Annotated in this window: 17 protein-coding genes and 1 riboswitch; of the genes, 9 read left to right on the top strand and 8 right to left on the bottom strand. The window is 71.7% G+C overall.

The features are described 5' to 3' along the window. Positions 1-240: 240 nt before the first annotated feature. From OVA21_RS02580 to pdxH, 3 genes are all read right to left on the bottom strand, one after another. The gene (locus OVA21_RS02580) at positions 241-597 is read right to left on the bottom strand and encodes an FKBP-type peptidyl-prolyl cis-trans isomerase (RefSeq protein ID WP_067712656.1); all 357 of its coding nucleotides are present in this window, start codon (positions 595-597) and stop codon (positions 241-243) included. 31 nt (positions 598-628) lie between these two features. Then, positions 629-1,918, bottom strand: coding sequence for a citrate synthase (locus OVA21_RS02575; protein ID WP_159147867.1), 1,290 nt, complete (start codon positions 1,916-1,918; stop codon positions 629-631). Positions 1,919-2,067: 149 nt separating this feature from the next. Further along, the gene (gene pdxH, locus OVA21_RS02570; protein ID WP_082923705.1) at positions 2,068-2,733 is read right to left on the bottom strand and encodes a pyridoxamine 5'-phosphate oxidase; all 666 of its coding nucleotides are present in this window, start codon (positions 2,731-2,733) and stop codon (positions 2,068-2,070) included. Between the two features lie 84 nt (positions 2,734-2,817). On the opposite strand from pdxH, the gene serC reads away from it, so the two are divergent. The 3 genes from serC to OVA21_RS02555 all read left to right on the top strand — a co-directional run bounded on the left by serC (position 2,818) and on the right by OVA21_RS02555 (position 6,013). Beyond that, the gene (gene serC / locus OVA21_RS02565) at positions 2,818-3,942 is read left to right on the top strand and encodes a phosphoserine transaminase (protein WP_268091715.1); all 1,125 of its coding nucleotides are present in this window, start codon (positions 2,818-2,820) and stop codon (positions 3,940-3,942) included. Between the two features lie 179 nt (positions 3,943-4,121). Continuing rightward, the gene (gene sepH, locus OVA21_RS02560) at positions 4,122-5,084 is read left to right on the top strand and encodes a septation protein SepH (RefSeq protein WP_268091714.1); all 963 of its coding nucleotides are present in this window, start codon (positions 4,122-4,124) and stop codon (positions 5,082-5,084) included. Between the two features lie 8 nt (positions 5,085-5,092). Beyond that, positions 5,093-6,013: a DUF6928 family protein gene (locus OVA21_RS02555; RefSeq protein ID WP_268091713.1), complete on the top strand. Its 921-nt coding sequence runs from the start codon at positions 5,093-5,095 to the stop codon at positions 6,011-6,013. Positions 6,014-6,041: 28 nt separating this feature from the next. Here the strand turns inward: OVA21_RS02555 and OVA21_RS02550 are convergent, their stop codons facing one another. Further along, on the bottom strand, positions 6,042-6,878 hold the full coding sequence (locus OVA21_RS02550; RefSeq protein WP_067712671.1) for a TrmH family RNA methyltransferase: 837 nt from the start codon (positions 6,876-6,878) through the stop codon (positions 6,042-6,044). Between the two features lie 27 nt (positions 6,879-6,905). Further along, positions 6,906-8,375: an NCS2 family permease gene (locus tag OVA21_RS02545; protein ID WP_268091712.1), complete on the bottom strand. Its 1,470-nt coding sequence runs from the start codon at positions 8,373-8,375 to the stop codon at positions 6,906-6,908. A gap of 76 nt (positions 8,376-8,451) precedes the next feature. Here OVA21_RS02545 and OVA21_RS02540 point away from each other — a divergent pair, with 76 nt between their 5' ends. After that, complete coding sequence (locus tag OVA21_RS02540; protein WP_067712676.1) at positions 8,452-8,721, top strand: DUF2530 domain-containing protein; 270 nt, start codon at positions 8,452-8,454, stop codon at positions 8,719-8,721. 5 nt (positions 8,722-8,726) lie between these two features. Here the strand turns inward: OVA21_RS02540 and OVA21_RS02535 are convergent, their stop codons facing one another. Beyond that, positions 8,727-9,662, bottom strand: coding sequence for a DUF3027 domain-containing protein (locus tag OVA21_RS02535; protein ID WP_268093097.1), 936 nt, complete (start codon positions 9,660-9,662; stop codon positions 8,727-8,729). A gap of 58 nt (positions 9,663-9,720) precedes the next feature. Here OVA21_RS02535 and OVA21_RS02530 point away from each other — a divergent pair, with 58 nt between their 5' ends. Genes OVA21_RS02530 through OVA21_RS02520 form a run of 3 tightly spaced genes read left to right on the top strand, consistent with a single transcriptional unit; the run spans position 9,721 to position 12,504 of the window. After that, complete coding sequence (locus tag OVA21_RS02530) at positions 9,721-10,614, top strand: glutaminyl-peptide cyclotransferase (RefSeq protein WP_067712679.1); 894 nt, start codon at positions 9,721-9,723, stop codon at positions 10,612-10,614. Continuing rightward, a complete protein-coding gene (locus OVA21_RS02525) occupies positions 10,607-11,998 on the top strand; it encodes an MFS transporter (protein ID WP_163376605.1) in 1,392 nt (463 codons plus the stop codon). The genes OVA21_RS02530 and OVA21_RS02525 overlap by 8 nt, the downstream gene beginning before the upstream one ends. After that, positions 11,995-12,504, top strand: coding sequence for a DUF2771 family protein (locus OVA21_RS02520; RefSeq protein ID WP_159148728.1), 510 nt, complete (start codon positions 11,995-11,997; stop codon positions 12,502-12,504). The genes OVA21_RS02525 and OVA21_RS02520 overlap by 4 nt, the downstream gene beginning before the upstream one ends. A gap of 8 nt (positions 12,505-12,512) precedes the next feature. Here OVA21_RS02520 and OVA21_RS19230 read toward each other — a convergent pair whose 3' ends face one another. Beyond that, on the bottom strand, positions 12,513-12,914 hold the full coding sequence (locus OVA21_RS19230) for a cold-shock protein (protein ID WP_159148729.1): 402 nt from the start codon (positions 12,912-12,914) through the stop codon (positions 12,513-12,515). 115 nt (positions 12,915-13,029) lie between these two features. Between OVA21_RS19230 and OVA21_RS02510 the strand changes: the two genes are divergently transcribed. Together OVA21_RS02510 and OVA21_RS02505 are read left to right on the top strand one after the other, a co-directional pair. After that, on the top strand, positions 13,030-13,317 hold the full coding sequence (locus OVA21_RS02510; protein ID WP_268091709.1) for a hypothetical protein: 288 nt from the start codon (positions 13,030-13,032) through the stop codon (positions 13,315-13,317). Positions 13,318-13,498: 181 nt separating this feature from the next. After that, positions 13,499-13,656: riboswitch (cyclic di-AMP (ydaO/yuaA leader) on the top strand. 8 nt (positions 13,657-13,664) lie between these two features. After that, the gene (locus OVA21_RS02505) at positions 13,665-14,300 is read left to right on the top strand and encodes a transglycosylase family protein (RefSeq protein ID WP_132063566.1); all 636 of its coding nucleotides are present in this window, start codon (positions 13,665-13,667) and stop codon (positions 14,298-14,300) included. A gap of 97 nt (positions 14,301-14,397) precedes the next feature. Here OVA21_RS02505 and OVA21_RS02500 read toward each other — a convergent pair whose 3' ends face one another. Continuing rightward, complete coding sequence (locus OVA21_RS02500) at positions 14,398-14,598, bottom strand: hypothetical protein (RefSeq protein WP_067712692.1); 201 nt, start codon at positions 14,596-14,598, stop codon at positions 14,398-14,400. Between the last annotated feature and the right edge of the window lie 100 nt (positions 14,599-14,698).

Here is a 14,698-nt window from a genome sequence, read left to right as displayed (position 1 = left end):
GGTTCTGCACGGCTGCGCGGGGGTGCGCGTCCGCCTGGGACCAGTCCGGGCGCGTAGCCCCCGTCTATGCGGGCAGAACGGGCACACACCCCGGGCTCCCCACGGTGCGCGTCAGCCCGGGCGAGGCGTGCGACGTCCGCCCCGCCATCTCCGCCCTGCCGGCCCCCCTACCGACGCCGATCGCCCCGCCCTCCGTGGGGAGGACGGGGCGATCGGGTCTCCCGGCTACGGGAGGAGGGCTCAGGCGTTGAGCAGGTCGATGACGAACACCAGGGTCTTGCCGCCGAGCGGGTGCAGCGCCGCGGAGGTGCCGTAGGCCTTGTCCGGCGGGATCACCAGCTGGCGGCGACCGCCGACCTTCATCCCCGGGATCCCCTCCTGCCAACCCTGGATCAGGCCGTTGAGCGGGAAGGTGATGGACTCGCCGCGGTCCCAGGAGGAGTCGAACTGCTCACCGGTCTCGTAGTCGACCCCCACGTAGTGGACGGTGACGTTGCCGCCGGCGACCGCCTCGGCACCGTCCCCCACCGTGATGTCCTCGGCGACGAGGTCGGTGGGCGCGGGGCCCGTCGGCATGTCGATCTCGGGCTTGTCCATGGTGTCTCCTCCTGGAGTCAGGTTCCCGGGTTCAGCGCTGGCTGATCGGGGTGAAACTCCGCTCGGCCGGGCCGGTATAGACCTGACGCGGGCGGTTGATCTTGGTGGACGGATCCTCGCGCATCTCGCGCCAGTGCGCGATCCACCCGGGCATACGGCCGAGCGCGAACAGCACGGTGAACATCTCCGTCGGGAAGCCCATCGCGCGGTAGATCAGGCCGGTGTAGAAGTCCACGTTCGGGTAGAGCTTGCGCTCGACGAAGTAGTCGTCGGCGAGCGCCGTCTCCTCGAGCTTGAGCGCGATCTCGAGCAGCGGGTCGTTGCTCTGCGACAGCAGCGCGTGCGCGTGCTTTTTGGCGATCTGCGCGCGCGGATCGTAGCTCTTGTAGACGCGGTGGCCGAAGCCCATCAGCTTGACGCCGTCGACCTTGTTCTTGACCCGGTCCATGTAGTCGGTGGCGTCGCCGCCCTCCGAGTCGATCCGCTCGAGCATCTCCAGCACGGCCTGGTTGGCGCCACCGTGCAGCGGACCGTACAGCGCGTTGATGCCCCCGGTGATCGAGGCGTAGAGCGGGGCCTCGGAGGAACCGACCATGCGGACGGTGGAGGTGGAGCAGTTCTGCTCGTGATCGGCGTGCAGCACGAGGAGCATGTCGAGGGCGTCGGCGACCTCGTCGGTGACCTCGTAGTCCGGGCCGAACGTCATCCGCAGGAAGTTGCGGACGTACCCGAGCGACGGGTCCGGGTCGATGGCGTTCTTGCCGCCCCGGATGCGCTCGATCGCGGCGGCCAGGGTCGGGCCGCGTCCGAGGAGTCGGGCGGTGGCCAGGTCGACGGCCTTGGGGTCGTCGATGTCCAGGTCGTCACCGTGGGTCCCGAAGAGGCTCACGCCGGCCGACAGGACGGGCATCGGGTGGGTGTCCCGGGGGAAGGCCTGCAGCAGCGGCATCATCTGGCCGGGCAGCGTCGTCTCGGCGAGCACCTTCTCGGTGAACTCGGCGAGCTGGGCCTCCGTGGGGTCCTCACCGTAGATGAGCAGGTACGAGACCTCCAGGAAGGACGCGTTGTCGGCGAGCTGGTCGATCGGGTACCCGCGGTGACGGAGGATGCCCTCGTTGCCGTCGATGTAGGTGATCGAGGAGGTGCAGGCGGAGGTGTTGACGAACCCGACGTCCAGGGTCGTCATCCCCGTCTTCGCCAGCAGGGAACCCAGCTGCACCGCGTCGCTTCCGCAGGTCGCTTCCACCACATCGAGTTCGAGCTCACCGCCGGGGTAGGACAGTGTTGCATTGCGGTCCGAACCGTTCGAGCCTGCGGTCACGCGATTCCCTCTCCGACGACTGGTCCCGGCGGCCTGAATCCCGCCACGAATGTGCTGTGCCACACCCTACCGTGAGGGCGGACCACGGTTCGAAGGGAGTTCTCAGACGCTCCCCCCCACGGCCCCACAGCCTGTCTGGACGCGGGTGGTCAGGGCTGGAGCCTGCGGGCCGTCCACGTCTCCCCCGCCAGGAGGCACTCGACGCGGTCGTGGAAGCGGTCCGGACCGCCCTGCCAGAACTCGACCCGTTCGGGCACCAGCCGGAACCCGCCCCATCTGTCCGGCATGGGGATCTCGTCGACGCCCGCCAGTCGCCGCTCCGCGGTCGCGTACAGCGACTCCAGCTCCTCGACGGATTCGGCCGGTCGGGACTGCTCCGAAGCCCACGCCGAGACCTGCGACCCCCGGGGCCGCGTGCGCCAGTAGTCGAGGCTGTCCGCCCGGTCAACCGGATGGCACGGACCCTCGATGTGGACCTGACGCTCGGCGACCAACCACGGGAAGGTCACCGACGCGTACCCGGTCTCCGCCAACTGCGTGCCCTTGCGGGACGTCGTCGTCGTGAAGAACGTCACCCCCCGCTCGTCGGCGCCCTTGCACAGCACCGTCCTGGTCGAGGGCCGGCCGTCGGCACCGACGGTGCCGAGCACCATCGCGTTGGGCTCACGGACACCTCGGCGCCCCGCCTCCTCCAACCACGCGGTGAACAGCGGCAGCCACCCGTCGTCCAGGTCGGCGACGTCCAAGCGCGGATGCAGGCCGTACCCGACCCGCATCACGTCGAAATCGGCCGGTTCCAGGGCGGGTTCCTCCATGACCCAGACGGTACTCCGGGCCACGGACGGGCCGGACTACGATGGACCACGTCCCACACCCCGACCGAACGGCACCCCAAGAGCATGAGCGATCAGCTGCCCACCATCCCCGCCGACCTCAAGCCCGCCGACGGCCGCTTCGGCTGCGGCCCGTCCAAGGTCCGTCCCGAGCAGATCGCGGCCGTGTCCGACGCCGCCACCACCGTGATGGGCACCAGTCACCGGCAGGCCCCGGTCAAGGATGTCGTGGGCCGCGTGCGCGACGGCCTGTCCTCGTTGTTCTCCCTGCCCGACGGCTACGAGGTCGTGCTGGGCAACGGCGGCACCACCGCGTTCTGGGACGCCGCCGCCTTCGGACTGGTCCGCGAGAAGTCGCTTCACCTGACCTACGGTGAGTTCTCCTCCAAGTTCGCCAAGGTCACCGGCGGTGCGCCGTTCCTGGCCGACCCGATCGTCATCTCCGCCGAGCCCGGTTCGGCCCCCGAGCCGACCTCGGACCCGTCGGTCGACCTCATCGGCTGGGCCCACAACGAGACCTCGACCGGCGTCATGCTCCCCGTGAGCCGTCCGGCCGGCTCGGACAACGCGCTGGTGGCGATCGACGCCACCTCCGGCGCCGGCGGGCTGCCCGTCGACATCGCCGACACCGACGTCTACTACTTCGCCCCGCAGAAGTCGTTCGCCTCGGACGGTGGCCTGTGGGTGTCGATCATGAGCCCGGCCGCGCTCGCGCGGGTCGACGAGATCGCCGCCACCGACCGCTGGTGCCCGGACTTCCTGTCCCTGCCGACCGCGGTGGACAACTCGCGCAAGAACCAGACGTACAACACCCCGGCCGTGGCCACGCTGATCATGTTCGCCGAGCAGATCGAGTGGATGAACTCGCAGGGCGGTCTGGACTGGTGCGTCGCGCGCACCAAGGACTCGTCCTCGCGCCTCTACGACTGGGCCGAGGCCAGCGACTACGCCACCCCGTTCGTCACCGAGGCGGCCCACCGCTCGCAGGTCGTGGGCACCATCGACCTCGACGAGAAGATCGACGCCGCGAAGGTCGCCAGGACGCTGCGCGCCAACGGCATCCTCGACACCGAGCCGTACCGCAAGCTGGGCCGCAACCAGTTGCGCATCGGCATGTTCCCGGCGATCGAGCCGGAGGACGTCACGCAGCTGACCCGCTGCATCGACCACGTGGTCGGCCAGCTCGCCTGATCGGCGTCCTCCGGGGCCACCCGCGCAGCATCGTCTGCAGTTTTCCGCAGCCCACCCGGCCCGTCCGCGCGCCGGGTGGGCTGTGCTGACCTACCATGTGGATCAACGCCCAGGACCCGGGTGCGCGCCACTCGACCCCTCGAGCCGCCCACGGGACCGCGAGGAGTCGAGGAGGCGGCATGCGGAAGCTGAGGATCGTCGGTGTGGACACCGAGTCGTCGGTCGTCGAATGCGAGGTCCCGGACTCCGGCGAGAAGCTCTCCCTCCCACTCGATGATCGTCTGCGGGCGGCCGCCCGTGGTGAGTTCGTGCCCGGTGGTGGGTCCGGTCGGGCTCCCGTGACCGGTACGCTGCGCCCCCGCGAGATCCAGGACCGCATCCGGCACGGCGCCTCCCCGGAGGAGGTCGCCGCCGACGCCGGCGTGTCACTGTCGCGGATCCAGGGGTTCGCCGTGCCGGTGTTGTTGGAACGCGCCAACGCCGCCGACATGGCCAAGGGCGCCCATCCGGTGCTGCCGGACGGCCCGGCCCTCAACACGCTCGCCGACCGGGTGGGTGCCGCCCTCGACCGCCGTGGCGTGGACCCGGACCTGGTCGTCTGGGACGCCTGGCGTGACCGGTCCGGTGGGTGGGTCGTCCGTACCTCCTGGCCGGCGGGCCTGTCCGACGACGCCAGTGCGACGTGGTCGTTCGTCCCCGACTCGCACGGCGGTTCGGCCCGGGCCCTCGACGACGAGGCGGAGAACATCCTCGACCCCTCGCGCGCGACGGCGCTGCGCTCGGTCTCGTCTCCTCCCCCGCTGCCGCCGGGCCCGCCGCCGATCCGCGCGGTCCCCGCGCCGTCCGCCGCGCCGGCCACCCCAGCCGGATCGTCGACACCAGCCGGACCGTCCACCCCCGCCGCATCCGCCCCTACCGCGGGGACGGGACCGGTGTCGTCCGGGCGGTCGGAGCCGACGTCCGGCGCCTCGCGCCCCGCGGGGGTGCGAGGCGGGAACGACAACGACGACGACGACAACACCGACAACGAGGACTTCCTCCAGCCCACGCCCACCGAACCCGAACGACGCCCCTCGCGCCGTCATCCCACGATGCCCTCGTGGGAGGACGTCCTGCTCGGGGTCCGCGGTAAGGACGACTGAGTCCGGTCATGGGACACCACGTCGCAACCTTCTGGTATCTGGCCACGGACGATCCCGCCGCACCGATCCGGGCGGGACAGCCGTCCGACCCCGGTTTCGCGCGACGTCTGCTGTCGCGGCTGTTCCCCACGGTCACGGTGGCGTCCCTGGGCGCGTTCCCGCTCAACCGCTCGGCCTCGGCCGGGCCGGGGGAGATCTACGTGGGCTCGTTCCCGGGACTCACCGTCGTCCAGATCCCGATGGAGGGGCCCATCACGCCGTCCGCCACCCCGGAGTCGTGGCTGAAACTGGTCGAGGCGCCCACCATCCTGCTGTTCGCCCAGGATGCGGAGGACGGGGTGAGCGGATTCGCCCGGTGGGAGTCGGGGCGGCTCGTGCGGGCGTTCGCCGGGGCCGACGACCGGATCGTCGAGGACGAGGGCATGCCCCTGCCGTTCGAGAGGCCCTACTGGGCCGGCGAGTTCCCGCTCGACACGGCGACCGACACCCCCTTGGCGTTGCCGTTCTCGCCGTCGTCACTCCTCCACGCCGCCCACCGCGACTTGCTCGGCTTCGACCTGGAGCCGGGGGGTCTCGACGTGCCGGTCCACGGGTTCGCCACCGACGGTCGCCGCGAGGTACGCCAGCACACCCCGCTCTCCGGGCCGGCACTGCACGTCGTGGGGATGCCGGGCCGCGCCGAGCTCCACGCGGCCGCGAGGCGTGCCGCCGGCGTCGGGTCCGACACGGACGCCGATGGCGACAGCGCCGCCGGCGGGCCCTCCCCCTACGCCGACGACGATTACGAGCGGCTCCCCTCCGGATCCCGCGGGCCGGGCGGGGGTGCGCGCGGCGGCCGGATACGGAGCATCGCCGGCCTCGTCGGTGACGCCGTGCGCCGGGGCGCGGACTCGGTGTCCCGCCGCCGTCGCGACGGCGGATCCCGCTAGCGGGTCGACGCGGCCCGTCGCGAGCGGGTCAGTCCCGGCGGGACCGCTCGTAGAACGCGACCGCCGCGGCGGTGGCGACGTTGAGCGAATCCGTGCCGTCGGTCATGGGGATCGCGGCCCGCACATCGCAGGCACGCATCGCGTGCTCGGTGAGCCCCGGGCCCTCCGCGCCGAGCACGAACGCCACCCTGTCGGCGTCGACGGCCCGGGACAGCGGGGTGTCGGCGGACGGCGTCAGGGCGACGGTCCGGAAGCCCCGCTCCCGCAGGTCCTCGAGCGAACGCTGCCAGGTGGTGGGCGTGCCGGGCAGGTGGGCGAACGGCAGGCGGAGCACGTGTCCCATCGACACCCGCACGACCCGCCGGTAGAGCGGGTCCCCGGCGGCCGCCCCGAACAGCACGCCGTCGACCCCGAGGGCAGCGCAGTTGCGGAAGATCGCGCCGAGGTTCTCGGGGTCGTTGACGCCCTCGAGCACGACGAGCGTCCGCGCGCCGTCCAGCACCTCCTCGACCGGCAGTGGTGCGGGCCGGTCCGCGGCGGCGAGGATGTCGCGGCTGGACCGGAAGCCGATCACCTCGCTGAGGACGTCCTTGGTGGTGCGCAGGTACACCGCGTCGCCCGCGCGCTCGTCGGCGTCCCACCCCTCGGCGGCGGCCTCCCTGCGCAACTGGTGCAACCGCGCGTCGGTACCCAGGAGGACGTGTGGCCGGAAGCGCGAGAGCAGCATGCGGCCCACGACGTACGTGCCCTCGGCGATCACCAGTCCCCGCCCGCCGGGCAGGTCGGGCCGCCGGTCGGAGTTGTTGAGGTCGCGGAGGTCGTCCAGCCTGGGGTCGGCGGGGTCGGAGACGTCGACGACGTGCACGGTTCGGTCGCTCCTCCCGCCGGCCGGTCAGGCCAGCGCGTCGGTGATGGGACCGATCGCGAAGTACACGACGAACGCGACCGCGACGATCCAGAGGATCGGGTGCACGGTGCGGCCCTTGCCGGTGGCCGTTGCCATGACGACCCAGGCGATGAAACCGATCCCGATGCCGTTGGCGATGGAGTACGTGAACGGCATCGCCACGATCGTGAGGAACGCCGGTAGCGCGACCGCGAAGTTGGTCAGGTCGATCGCCTTGATCTGCGGGATCATCAGCGCACCCACGATCACCAGCGCGGGCGCGGCGGCCTCGACCGGGACGACCTCGTACAGCGGGGTGAAGAACATCGCCAGCAGGAACAACCCGCCCGTGACGACGTTCGCCAGGCCCGTCCGGGCTCCCTCGGCGATGCCGGAGGCGGACTCGAGGAACACCGTGTTCGACGACGACGAGGTCAGACCGCCGGCGACGGCACCGAATCCCTCGACGACCAGCGCGGCCTTCATGTTGGGCAGGTTGCCCTTGTCGTCCATGAGCTCGGCTTCCTTGCCGAGGCCGGTGAAAGTGCCCATGGCATCGAAGAAGTTGGCGAGCAGCAGGGTGAAGACGAACAGGCCCGCGGCCAGCGGCCCGATGCGGACGAACGCGCCGATGAGGTCCACCTGGCCGATCAGCGACAGGTTCGGGATGCCCCCGAGAGAATCGGGGATGCCGGGGACCGCGAGGCCCCAGCCGGTCGGATTGGGCTCACCGTCGACGAAGGACGGGCCCGCGTCCGCTAGGGCCTCGACGATCACCGCGAAGACCGCGGTGACGACGATGCCGATGAACAGGCCGCCGCGGATCTGGCGTGCGACGAGGATTCCGCAGAGCAGGAGACCGACGACGAAGACGAAGGTGGGCCACGAGGCGATCGACCCGTTGATGCCGAGCCCCACCGGGACGGTGGTGCCGGCCGCGTCCGGGAGGCGGCGGACGAAACCGGAGTCGACGACACCGACCATCGCGATGAACAGGCCGATGCCGACGGCGATGGCCGCCTTGAGCTCGCCGGGCACCGCGTTGAACACGGCGGTGCGGAACCCGGTGACGGCGAGGATCACGATGATGATGCCCTCGATGACCACCAGGCCCATGGCCTCGGCCCAGGTCACCTGCTGCGCGATGGTGACGGCGACGAGCGAGTTGATCCCCAGGCCCGTGGCGAATGCGAAGGGGTACCGCGCGATCGCACCGAACGCGATGGTCATCACGCCCGCCGTGAAGGCGGTGACCGCGGCGATCTCGACGATCGACAGCTGGTTGCCCTCGACGTCGGTGCCCGAGCCGAGGATCAGCGGGTTGAGGATGATGATGTAGGCCATCGCGAAGAAGCTGACGAGCCCGCCGCGGACCTCGCGGGACACCGTCGAGCCGCGCTCGCTGATCTTGAAGTAGCGATCGAGCGCCCCGACCTTGGTGGGGGGCTGCGACGGGGCCCCGGTGCTCTGCGACATCTGGTGACCTTCCTGAGCTGTGGGTGAGGAACCGTCATAGAGTAACCGCCCCGCCGCCTGCGGTAGCGTCGCGGTCATGACGGACGAGTCGACAGACCCGGGGGTCCCCCGGATTCCCGCCTACCTGCTGGACCCCCGACCCGTCGTCATCATCGGCACCCTGGCGTGGACGTTGGCCCTCCTGGCCCACATGCTCATGGAGGAGGTCGACATGCGTTCGGTCATCCTGGGCGCGGTCGGCGTCGGCGTCGGGGCGGTCGGCACGATCGTCTACGCACTGCAGCGCCGGGCCGTACTACGCGGCAGCGCGGGTGCCCAACAGGGCCTGGACTACGACCTGGACTGAGCGGGTCAGTCCGCGGACGTGGGCTCGTCGACAGACGTCTCGGCGTCCCCACCCTCGTGGGGGGCGGCCGCACCGGACGCGGCGTGGCCGGACGCAGGGTGGCCGGACGCGGCCTGATCGTCCGTGCGGTCATCGGCGGCGGAGCGGGCACGTGCGGTCGCGGCGAGCTGCTGGGGCAGGACCACCACGTCGACGGCGGCGTCGTCGTACGCCTCGGCAACAGCCGGCCCGGTGTCGGAGGGGATCTCGACCTCGCTGTGGGCGCCGCAGCCGTACTCGAGGTGGACGACCCGCCCGTCGGCGGAGAACTCGTTGGCGCAGACGCCGAACAGGGCGCCCAGGGACCCGGCCACGGGCACCAGGAACCCACAGGTCCCACAGTGGTGCTTGGCGGCCCGGGCGATCTCGGTGTCCGGTCCGCGCTCGACCGTCCACCGGTCGGCGGCGGCGGCCCGCCCCTCCCAGCTCAGGTGATGCGGTCGGCCGAGACCGATCGGCCCCGCGGCGTCGTCCAGCTCGTCGTCGCCGTTCAGCGTGTAGCCGGGGACGAGCCGGTCGTCGTCCTCGGGCGGCGGGAGCAGATCCCCGGCGCCGAGGTCCCCGGGCCGGATGCGCCGATCCCACGGCACCCACTCGGGGGCGACCAGCGCGTCCGCTCCCGGGAGGAGCGCGATCTCGTCGACGGTCAGGTCACCACCGGGCACGAGCGCGAGGACGCAGGCCCAGTACCAACCTCGGTACCCGGGCAGCTCGGAGGCGAACCGGTGCGTGGTGGTGAACTCCGCCTCGACGGTGCTGCCGAGGTGCTCCCCCACACCCTCCGCGGCGAACTCCTCGACCGCCGACCGGGCTACGTCGACGCCGGAGGCCAGCCGCTCACGCAGCGCGCCGTCGAAATCCGACCCCTGATCCGTGCCTACCTCGGTGTTCACCGCTCCCATTATGCGCATCTCCGCGTGGAGGTCACGGCCCGGCCCGTCGTGCGGCATCCTGGGGGGCATGCGCAGCGCCCTCGGCCCGGTCGGCCCCCTCGTCGTGTCCCTGAGCCTCGTCGCCGCACTCACGGCGTGTTCCTCGGACGACGGAGGAGCACCGCCCGCCACCACCGCCGGCGCTTCCCTGGCCTCGTCGAGCGTCCCCGCCGGCTCGGCCGCCGGGAGTTCGGCGGCCCCCCGGGTGCCGGTCGGGCCGTCGGACCCGCAACCCGCGCGCGGCTCGGTGGAGGTCGTGCGCACGCTCGAGCACGACCCGTCCTTGTTCACCCAGGGGCTACAGGTGGTGGGCGACGAGATCTACGAGTCGACGGGGCGGGTCGGCAGTTCCGTGGTCCAGCGTCGACCGCTGGGGGGTGGCGAGCCCGCGGTGACCGTCGCCATGGCGGGGGACGAGTTCGGCGAGGGCCTGGCCGTCACCCCCGACACCCTGTGGACCCTCACCTGGCAGAAGGGCATCGCCCACAACCGCGACCCGCAGACCCTCGAGGTGCGCTCCGAGGTCCCGTACGAGGGCGAGGGCTGGGGCCTGTGCTCCGACGGCACGGCGCTGGTGATGAGCGACGGCTCCGACACCCTGACCTTCCGCGACCCGACGACCTTCGAGCCGACCGGACGCGTGTCGGTGACCTCGGGGGGCACGCCGGTCACCCGGCTCAACGAACTGGAATGTGCGGACGGCTCGGTCCTCGCGAACGTGTGGATGACCGACGAGATCGTGCGGATCGACCCCGCCACGGGGCAGGTCACCGCCATCTACGACGCCGGGCAGCTCCAGCAACCGCGGCCCGCCGACCCCGATGCCGTGCTCAACGGGATCGCGGCACTGCCGGACTCCGGGAACGTCCTGCTCACCGGCAAGCTGTGGCCGACCATGTACGAGGTGCGCCTCGTTGGGTGAGCGTACCGCCGGTCCCGCGCGCCGCGCCGCCTCCTCCGCCGGACGGGGCGTGCGCCGGGTCTTCCACGCCGACGGCGCGGACCGTTCGGGACTCGCTCCGCTCAGCTACGTCACGGTCGCCAACTTCGCCTGCGACGCGATTCTCGCCGTGGCCCTGGCCAACACCCTGTTCTTCTCCGCCGCGACCGCGGAGTCCCGCGCCAGCGTGGCGCTGTACCTCCTGGTCACGGTCGCGCCGTTCGCGCTGATCGCGCCGGTCATCGGCCCCGCCCTGGACCGCCTCCACCGGGGCCGACGTCTCACCGTCTCACTGACGTTCACCCTGCGTGCGGTGCTCGCGGTGATCCTCGCGCTGAACTTCGACTCCTGGCTCCTGTACCCCCTCGCGCTGGGCATGCTCGTGTTGTCCAAGACGTTCGGCGTCGTCAAGGCGTCCATCACCCCCCACGTGCTGCCCCCGACCCTGGACCTGGTCCGCACCAACTCCCGCCTGACCGTGCTGGGGCACGTCTGCGGCAGCCTCATCGCAGGGGCGACAGCCGGCGCCGTGGCATGGCTGTGGGACTCCGACGCCGCCCTGTGGTTGCTCGCAGCGGTCGCCCTCGTCGCGGCCTACGTCGCCGTGACCATCCCCGCGCACGCCGAGGCGTCCCGGGACGAGGAGTCCGCCACCCTGCGGATGGAGCGGGGCCCGAGTCTGACCGGTGACCTCCGGGCGGTCCTCACGCGGCCGCTGGGCAGGAACGTCCTGGCGAACCTGTGGGCGGTGTCGCTCCTGCGTTTCATGACCGGCTTCCTCACCCTGTTCCTGGCGTTCATGGCCAAGGCCCAGGAGGACGCCACCGCGATCGAGCAGGCCGGCCTCCTGGCGATGGCGGGCGCCGCCGGCGGGCTGGGTACCTTCACCGGCAATGCCGTCGGTGCGCGGCTCCCGCTGGGCCGGCCCGAACGGATCGCCGGCACGGCCGCGGGGGCGGCCCTGGCGACGGCCGTCGTCGCCGCGTTCCTCGGGACCATCTGGGCCGCGGCCGTCCTCGCGCTCGTCGCGGCGGTGTGCAGCGCCCTGGGCAAGGTCGCCCTCGACGCGTCGGTCCAGACGGACATCCCGGACGCCGCACGCTCCTCGGCCTTCGGTCGCTCCGAGACCGCCCTGCAGGTGGCGTGGGTCCTCGGCGGAGCACTGGGCGTCCTCCTGCCGACCGACTTCACCGTGGGGTTCTCGGTGATCGCCGTGGTCGGCGCCCTGATGTTCGCGCAATCGCACCTGACCGGCCGCGGGTCGACCCTCGTCCCCGGCCTAGGCGGCAACAGGCCGCGCTTCCCGGGCCCGCCGCGCGACCCGGGTGTGGCCGACACCCGGCCCCTCGGCAGAATGAGGGAGTGAGTTCCCGCAACGAGACCCCGTCGACCGGCTCCCGTATCCGTCCCATCACCTGGGCGATCGCGGCGTGGATGATCATCATGATCGCCGCGATCGTCGGCGCCTGGCAGGGTTCGGAGGCCCGGTACGGTGCACTACCCGAGGTGACCGTCGCGAGCGATCGCGGCCAGGTGACCGTGCTGCCGTTCACCGCGACCGACCTGGACGGGAACACCTTCACCAATCCGGTCGGCGAGTTCCGGGTGCAGGATGAGGACGTCCTCACCGTCCGGCTGCCCGGAGAGCTGCGTGCGTCGACGATGGACGTCTATGAGATCCGCGCCGACGGCTCCCGCGACTACACCGTCGAGGCCGGCGGGCCGGGCCAGCTGCTGGTGCCCGTGACCACCCCGGAGGAGGGCCGGATCGAGGGCCTCGCCATCCGTGCGGTCGCGATCGTCTATGCCGCTGACGGGTCGGAGTCGATCCTCAACGGCGAGTGGTCGGTGCGCTTCACCTACGCCGACTGATCCGTGGGTCAGGCGTCCAGCTCGCGCGCGACCGCGCGGAGCACCGACGCCACCCGGCCCGAGACCTTGGCCTCCGGCCGGTGACCACGGCGCAACTCGGGCTGGACGGTCGACTCGAGCACCTTGATCATGTCCTCGACCATCCCGTGCAGCTCGTCCGCCGAACGTCGGGGCCCGCTCCTCGGGGCCCGCTCCTCCGCGACCGTCGGCTCGTCGTGGACCACCACGCGCAACGCCTGGGGGCCGCGGCGCCCGGAGACCATGTCGAACTCCACGCGCTGGCGCGGACGCAGCGTCTCGAGCCCTGCGGGGAGCGCCTCGGAGCGCACGTAGACGTCCTCTCCGCCCTCCTGGGACAGGAAACCGAAGCCCTTCTCCGCGTCGTACCACTTGACCTTGCCGCTGGGCACCGCGAACCACCTTCCGACCGGACGCGGGATACGCGACCGACAACCATGACTGATGCCCCGAGACTACCCTCGTGCGCGTTGGTGCCCACCGCGAGGCGAGCGGTAACCTCCCCGTGTGACCGCCGACGATCGACGCCCTGCCGACGACCCCTGGACACCTGACGCCGCCGCGTCCGCGCGGGCAGCCGACCCCGTGCGGCCACGACGCCGGGGCCTGTTCGTGACGGCGCTCGTCATCTTCACGATCGGGGTGCTGTTCACCGTCGCGGCGGCGCTGACCCCGTTCGTGCTCGGCCGCGACGCGCCGACTCTCCTCTATCTCGGGGCGATGTCGTTCACCCCGGTGGGGTTCCTGCTGGGACTGCTGTACGCCATCCTCGGCTCGCGGCCGCCGTCGGTGTGACCAACCACACCCGTCCGCGAACGTCGCTGGTAACGAGCCGATAACGGCGCGCACGTCAGACCCACACTGCCTCGGTTTATTTCAGAATGGTGACGATCCGGCATCGGACCGCTACAGTTTCGTAGCAGACTCGTCAGCGAGTCGGCATCGGACGCACCTACCGAACCCCGCCCAGCGGCCGATGCCACAGTGACCATTACCCGGGCGGGGACGGGGGACCCGACAGGGCCCACCACGGGCCCGGCGACCGATGGTCGCCTTGGGGTGAAGCCGCCACCGGCGGCCGGACGCACTCGTCCGAACCCGACAGCTCACCCCGTAGGCACAGAGTGAAAAGGACTGACGACATGACCTCTTACACCGGACGCCACCGTGCCGCCGCCGCCTCCTCAGCGCCCAGGAACGCTGTGAAGGTTGTCCTCGCGGGCACCGCGTTCTCCGCCGCCGGCCTGGCCCTCGCGCCGGCCGCCAACGCCGCCCCCGACTCCGACTGGGACCGCCTGGCCCAGTGTGAGTCCGGCGGCAACTGGGGCATCAACACCGGGAACGGGTACCAGGGCGGCCTGCAGTTCTCGCCGAGCACCTGGGCCGCCTACGGCGGTACGCAGTACGCCCCGACGGCCAACCAGGCCACGCGCGAGCAGCAGATCGCGATCGCCGAGAAGACCCTCGCCGGTCAGGGCTGGGGCGCCTGGCCCGCCTGCTCGGCCAAGCTGGGCCTGAACTCCGCGCCGACCCCGCGCGACCTGTCCAACCCGGCGCCCGCGCCGGCCCCGCGTGCCCACGCCCCGGCCGCGCCCGCCGCCCCGGAGGCGGTCACCGCCGCCGATCACGTGGCGACCCTGTCCTCCTTCGCCGAGGGCCGCGGCATCGTGCTGCCGATCGCCGACACCTACGAGGCCAACCGGGACGCCGTCGACGCCGCCTACGCCGGCAACCAGGACCTGGTGGACGGCTTCTTCGCCACCTACCTGGCCAACTGACGCGTCACCCGCGCAGCCCCGGTCCACGGACCACGAGGAAGGGCCGCCACCCCCTGCAGGGAGTGGCGGCCCTTCCTCGTGTGTGAGTGCGTCGCGCTCAGCGGGTGCGGACGGTCCTGTTGACCACCGTCTCCGGGTGGAGGTAGCCCAGCCGATGCTGCGGCAGCGGGAAGGTCTCCTGCCCGAAAGGGGACAGGCCTCCCGCGACCAGCGCGGCGAGTTCGGTCACCGGGTGCTCGCCGAACGAGGCGTCGGGCCATCCCGGGTTGTCATGGGTCAGATTCTTCTTGGCAGCCACGTGTCCAGTGTCTCACCTCGCGGGCGTCCCGTCAGCATCCGGGTCGTATCGGACCCGGACGGTCCTCACCGCCGCCGCGATCTCACTAGGCTGGGACGGA

Source organism: Dietzia sp. SL131 (assembly GCF_026672565.1).
GTDB classification, from domain to species: Bacteria; Actinomycetota; Actinomycetes; order Mycobacteriales; family Mycobacteriaceae; genus Dietzia; species Dietzia kunjamensis.
Note: the sequence above shows the minus strand (reverse complement) of the source record. Positions and strands in the feature narration are given on the sequence as shown.

What these genes read in the sequence shown, in the direction of transcription:
- OVA21_RS02580 (WP_067712656.1), bottom strand. Translation starts at nt 597, where the DNA reads ATGGACAAGCCCGAGATCGACATGCCGACGGGCCCCGCGCCCACCGAC.
- pdxH (WP_082923705.1), bottom strand. Translation starts at nt 2,733, where the DNA reads ATGGAGGAACCCGCCCTGGAACCGGCCGATTTCGACGTGATGCGGGTC.
- serC (WP_268091715.1), top strand. Translation starts at nt 2,818, where the DNA reads ATGAGCGATCAGCTGCCCACCATCCCCGCCGACCTCAAGCCCGCCGAC.
- sepH (WP_268091714.1), top strand. Translation starts at nt 4,122, where the DNA reads ATGCGGAAGCTGAGGATCGTCGGTGTGGACACCGAGTCGTCGGTCGTC.
- OVA21_RS02555 (WP_268091713.1), top strand. Translation starts at nt 5,093, where the DNA reads ATGGGACACCACGTCGCAACCTTCTGGTATCTGGCCACGGACGATCCC.
- OVA21_RS02545 (WP_268091712.1), bottom strand. Translation starts at nt 8,375, where the DNA reads ATGTCGCAGAGCACCGGGGCCCCGTCGCAGCCCCCCACCAAGGTCGGG.
- OVA21_RS02540 (WP_067712676.1), top strand. Translation starts at nt 8,452, where the DNA reads ATGACGGACGAGTCGACAGACCCGGGGGTCCCCCGGATTCCCGCCTAC.
- OVA21_RS02535 (WP_268093097.1), bottom strand. Translation starts at nt 9,662, where the DNA reads ATGGGAGCGGTGAACACCGAGGTAGGCACGGATCAGGGGTCGGATTTC.
- OVA21_RS02530 (WP_067712679.1), top strand. Translation starts at nt 9,721, where the DNA reads ATGCGCAGCGCCCTCGGCCCGGTCGGCCCCCTCGTCGTGTCCCTGAGC.
- OVA21_RS02505 (WP_132063566.1), top strand. Translation starts at nt 13,665, where the DNA reads ATGACCTCTTACACCGGACGCCACCGTGCCGCCGCCGCCTCCTCAGCG.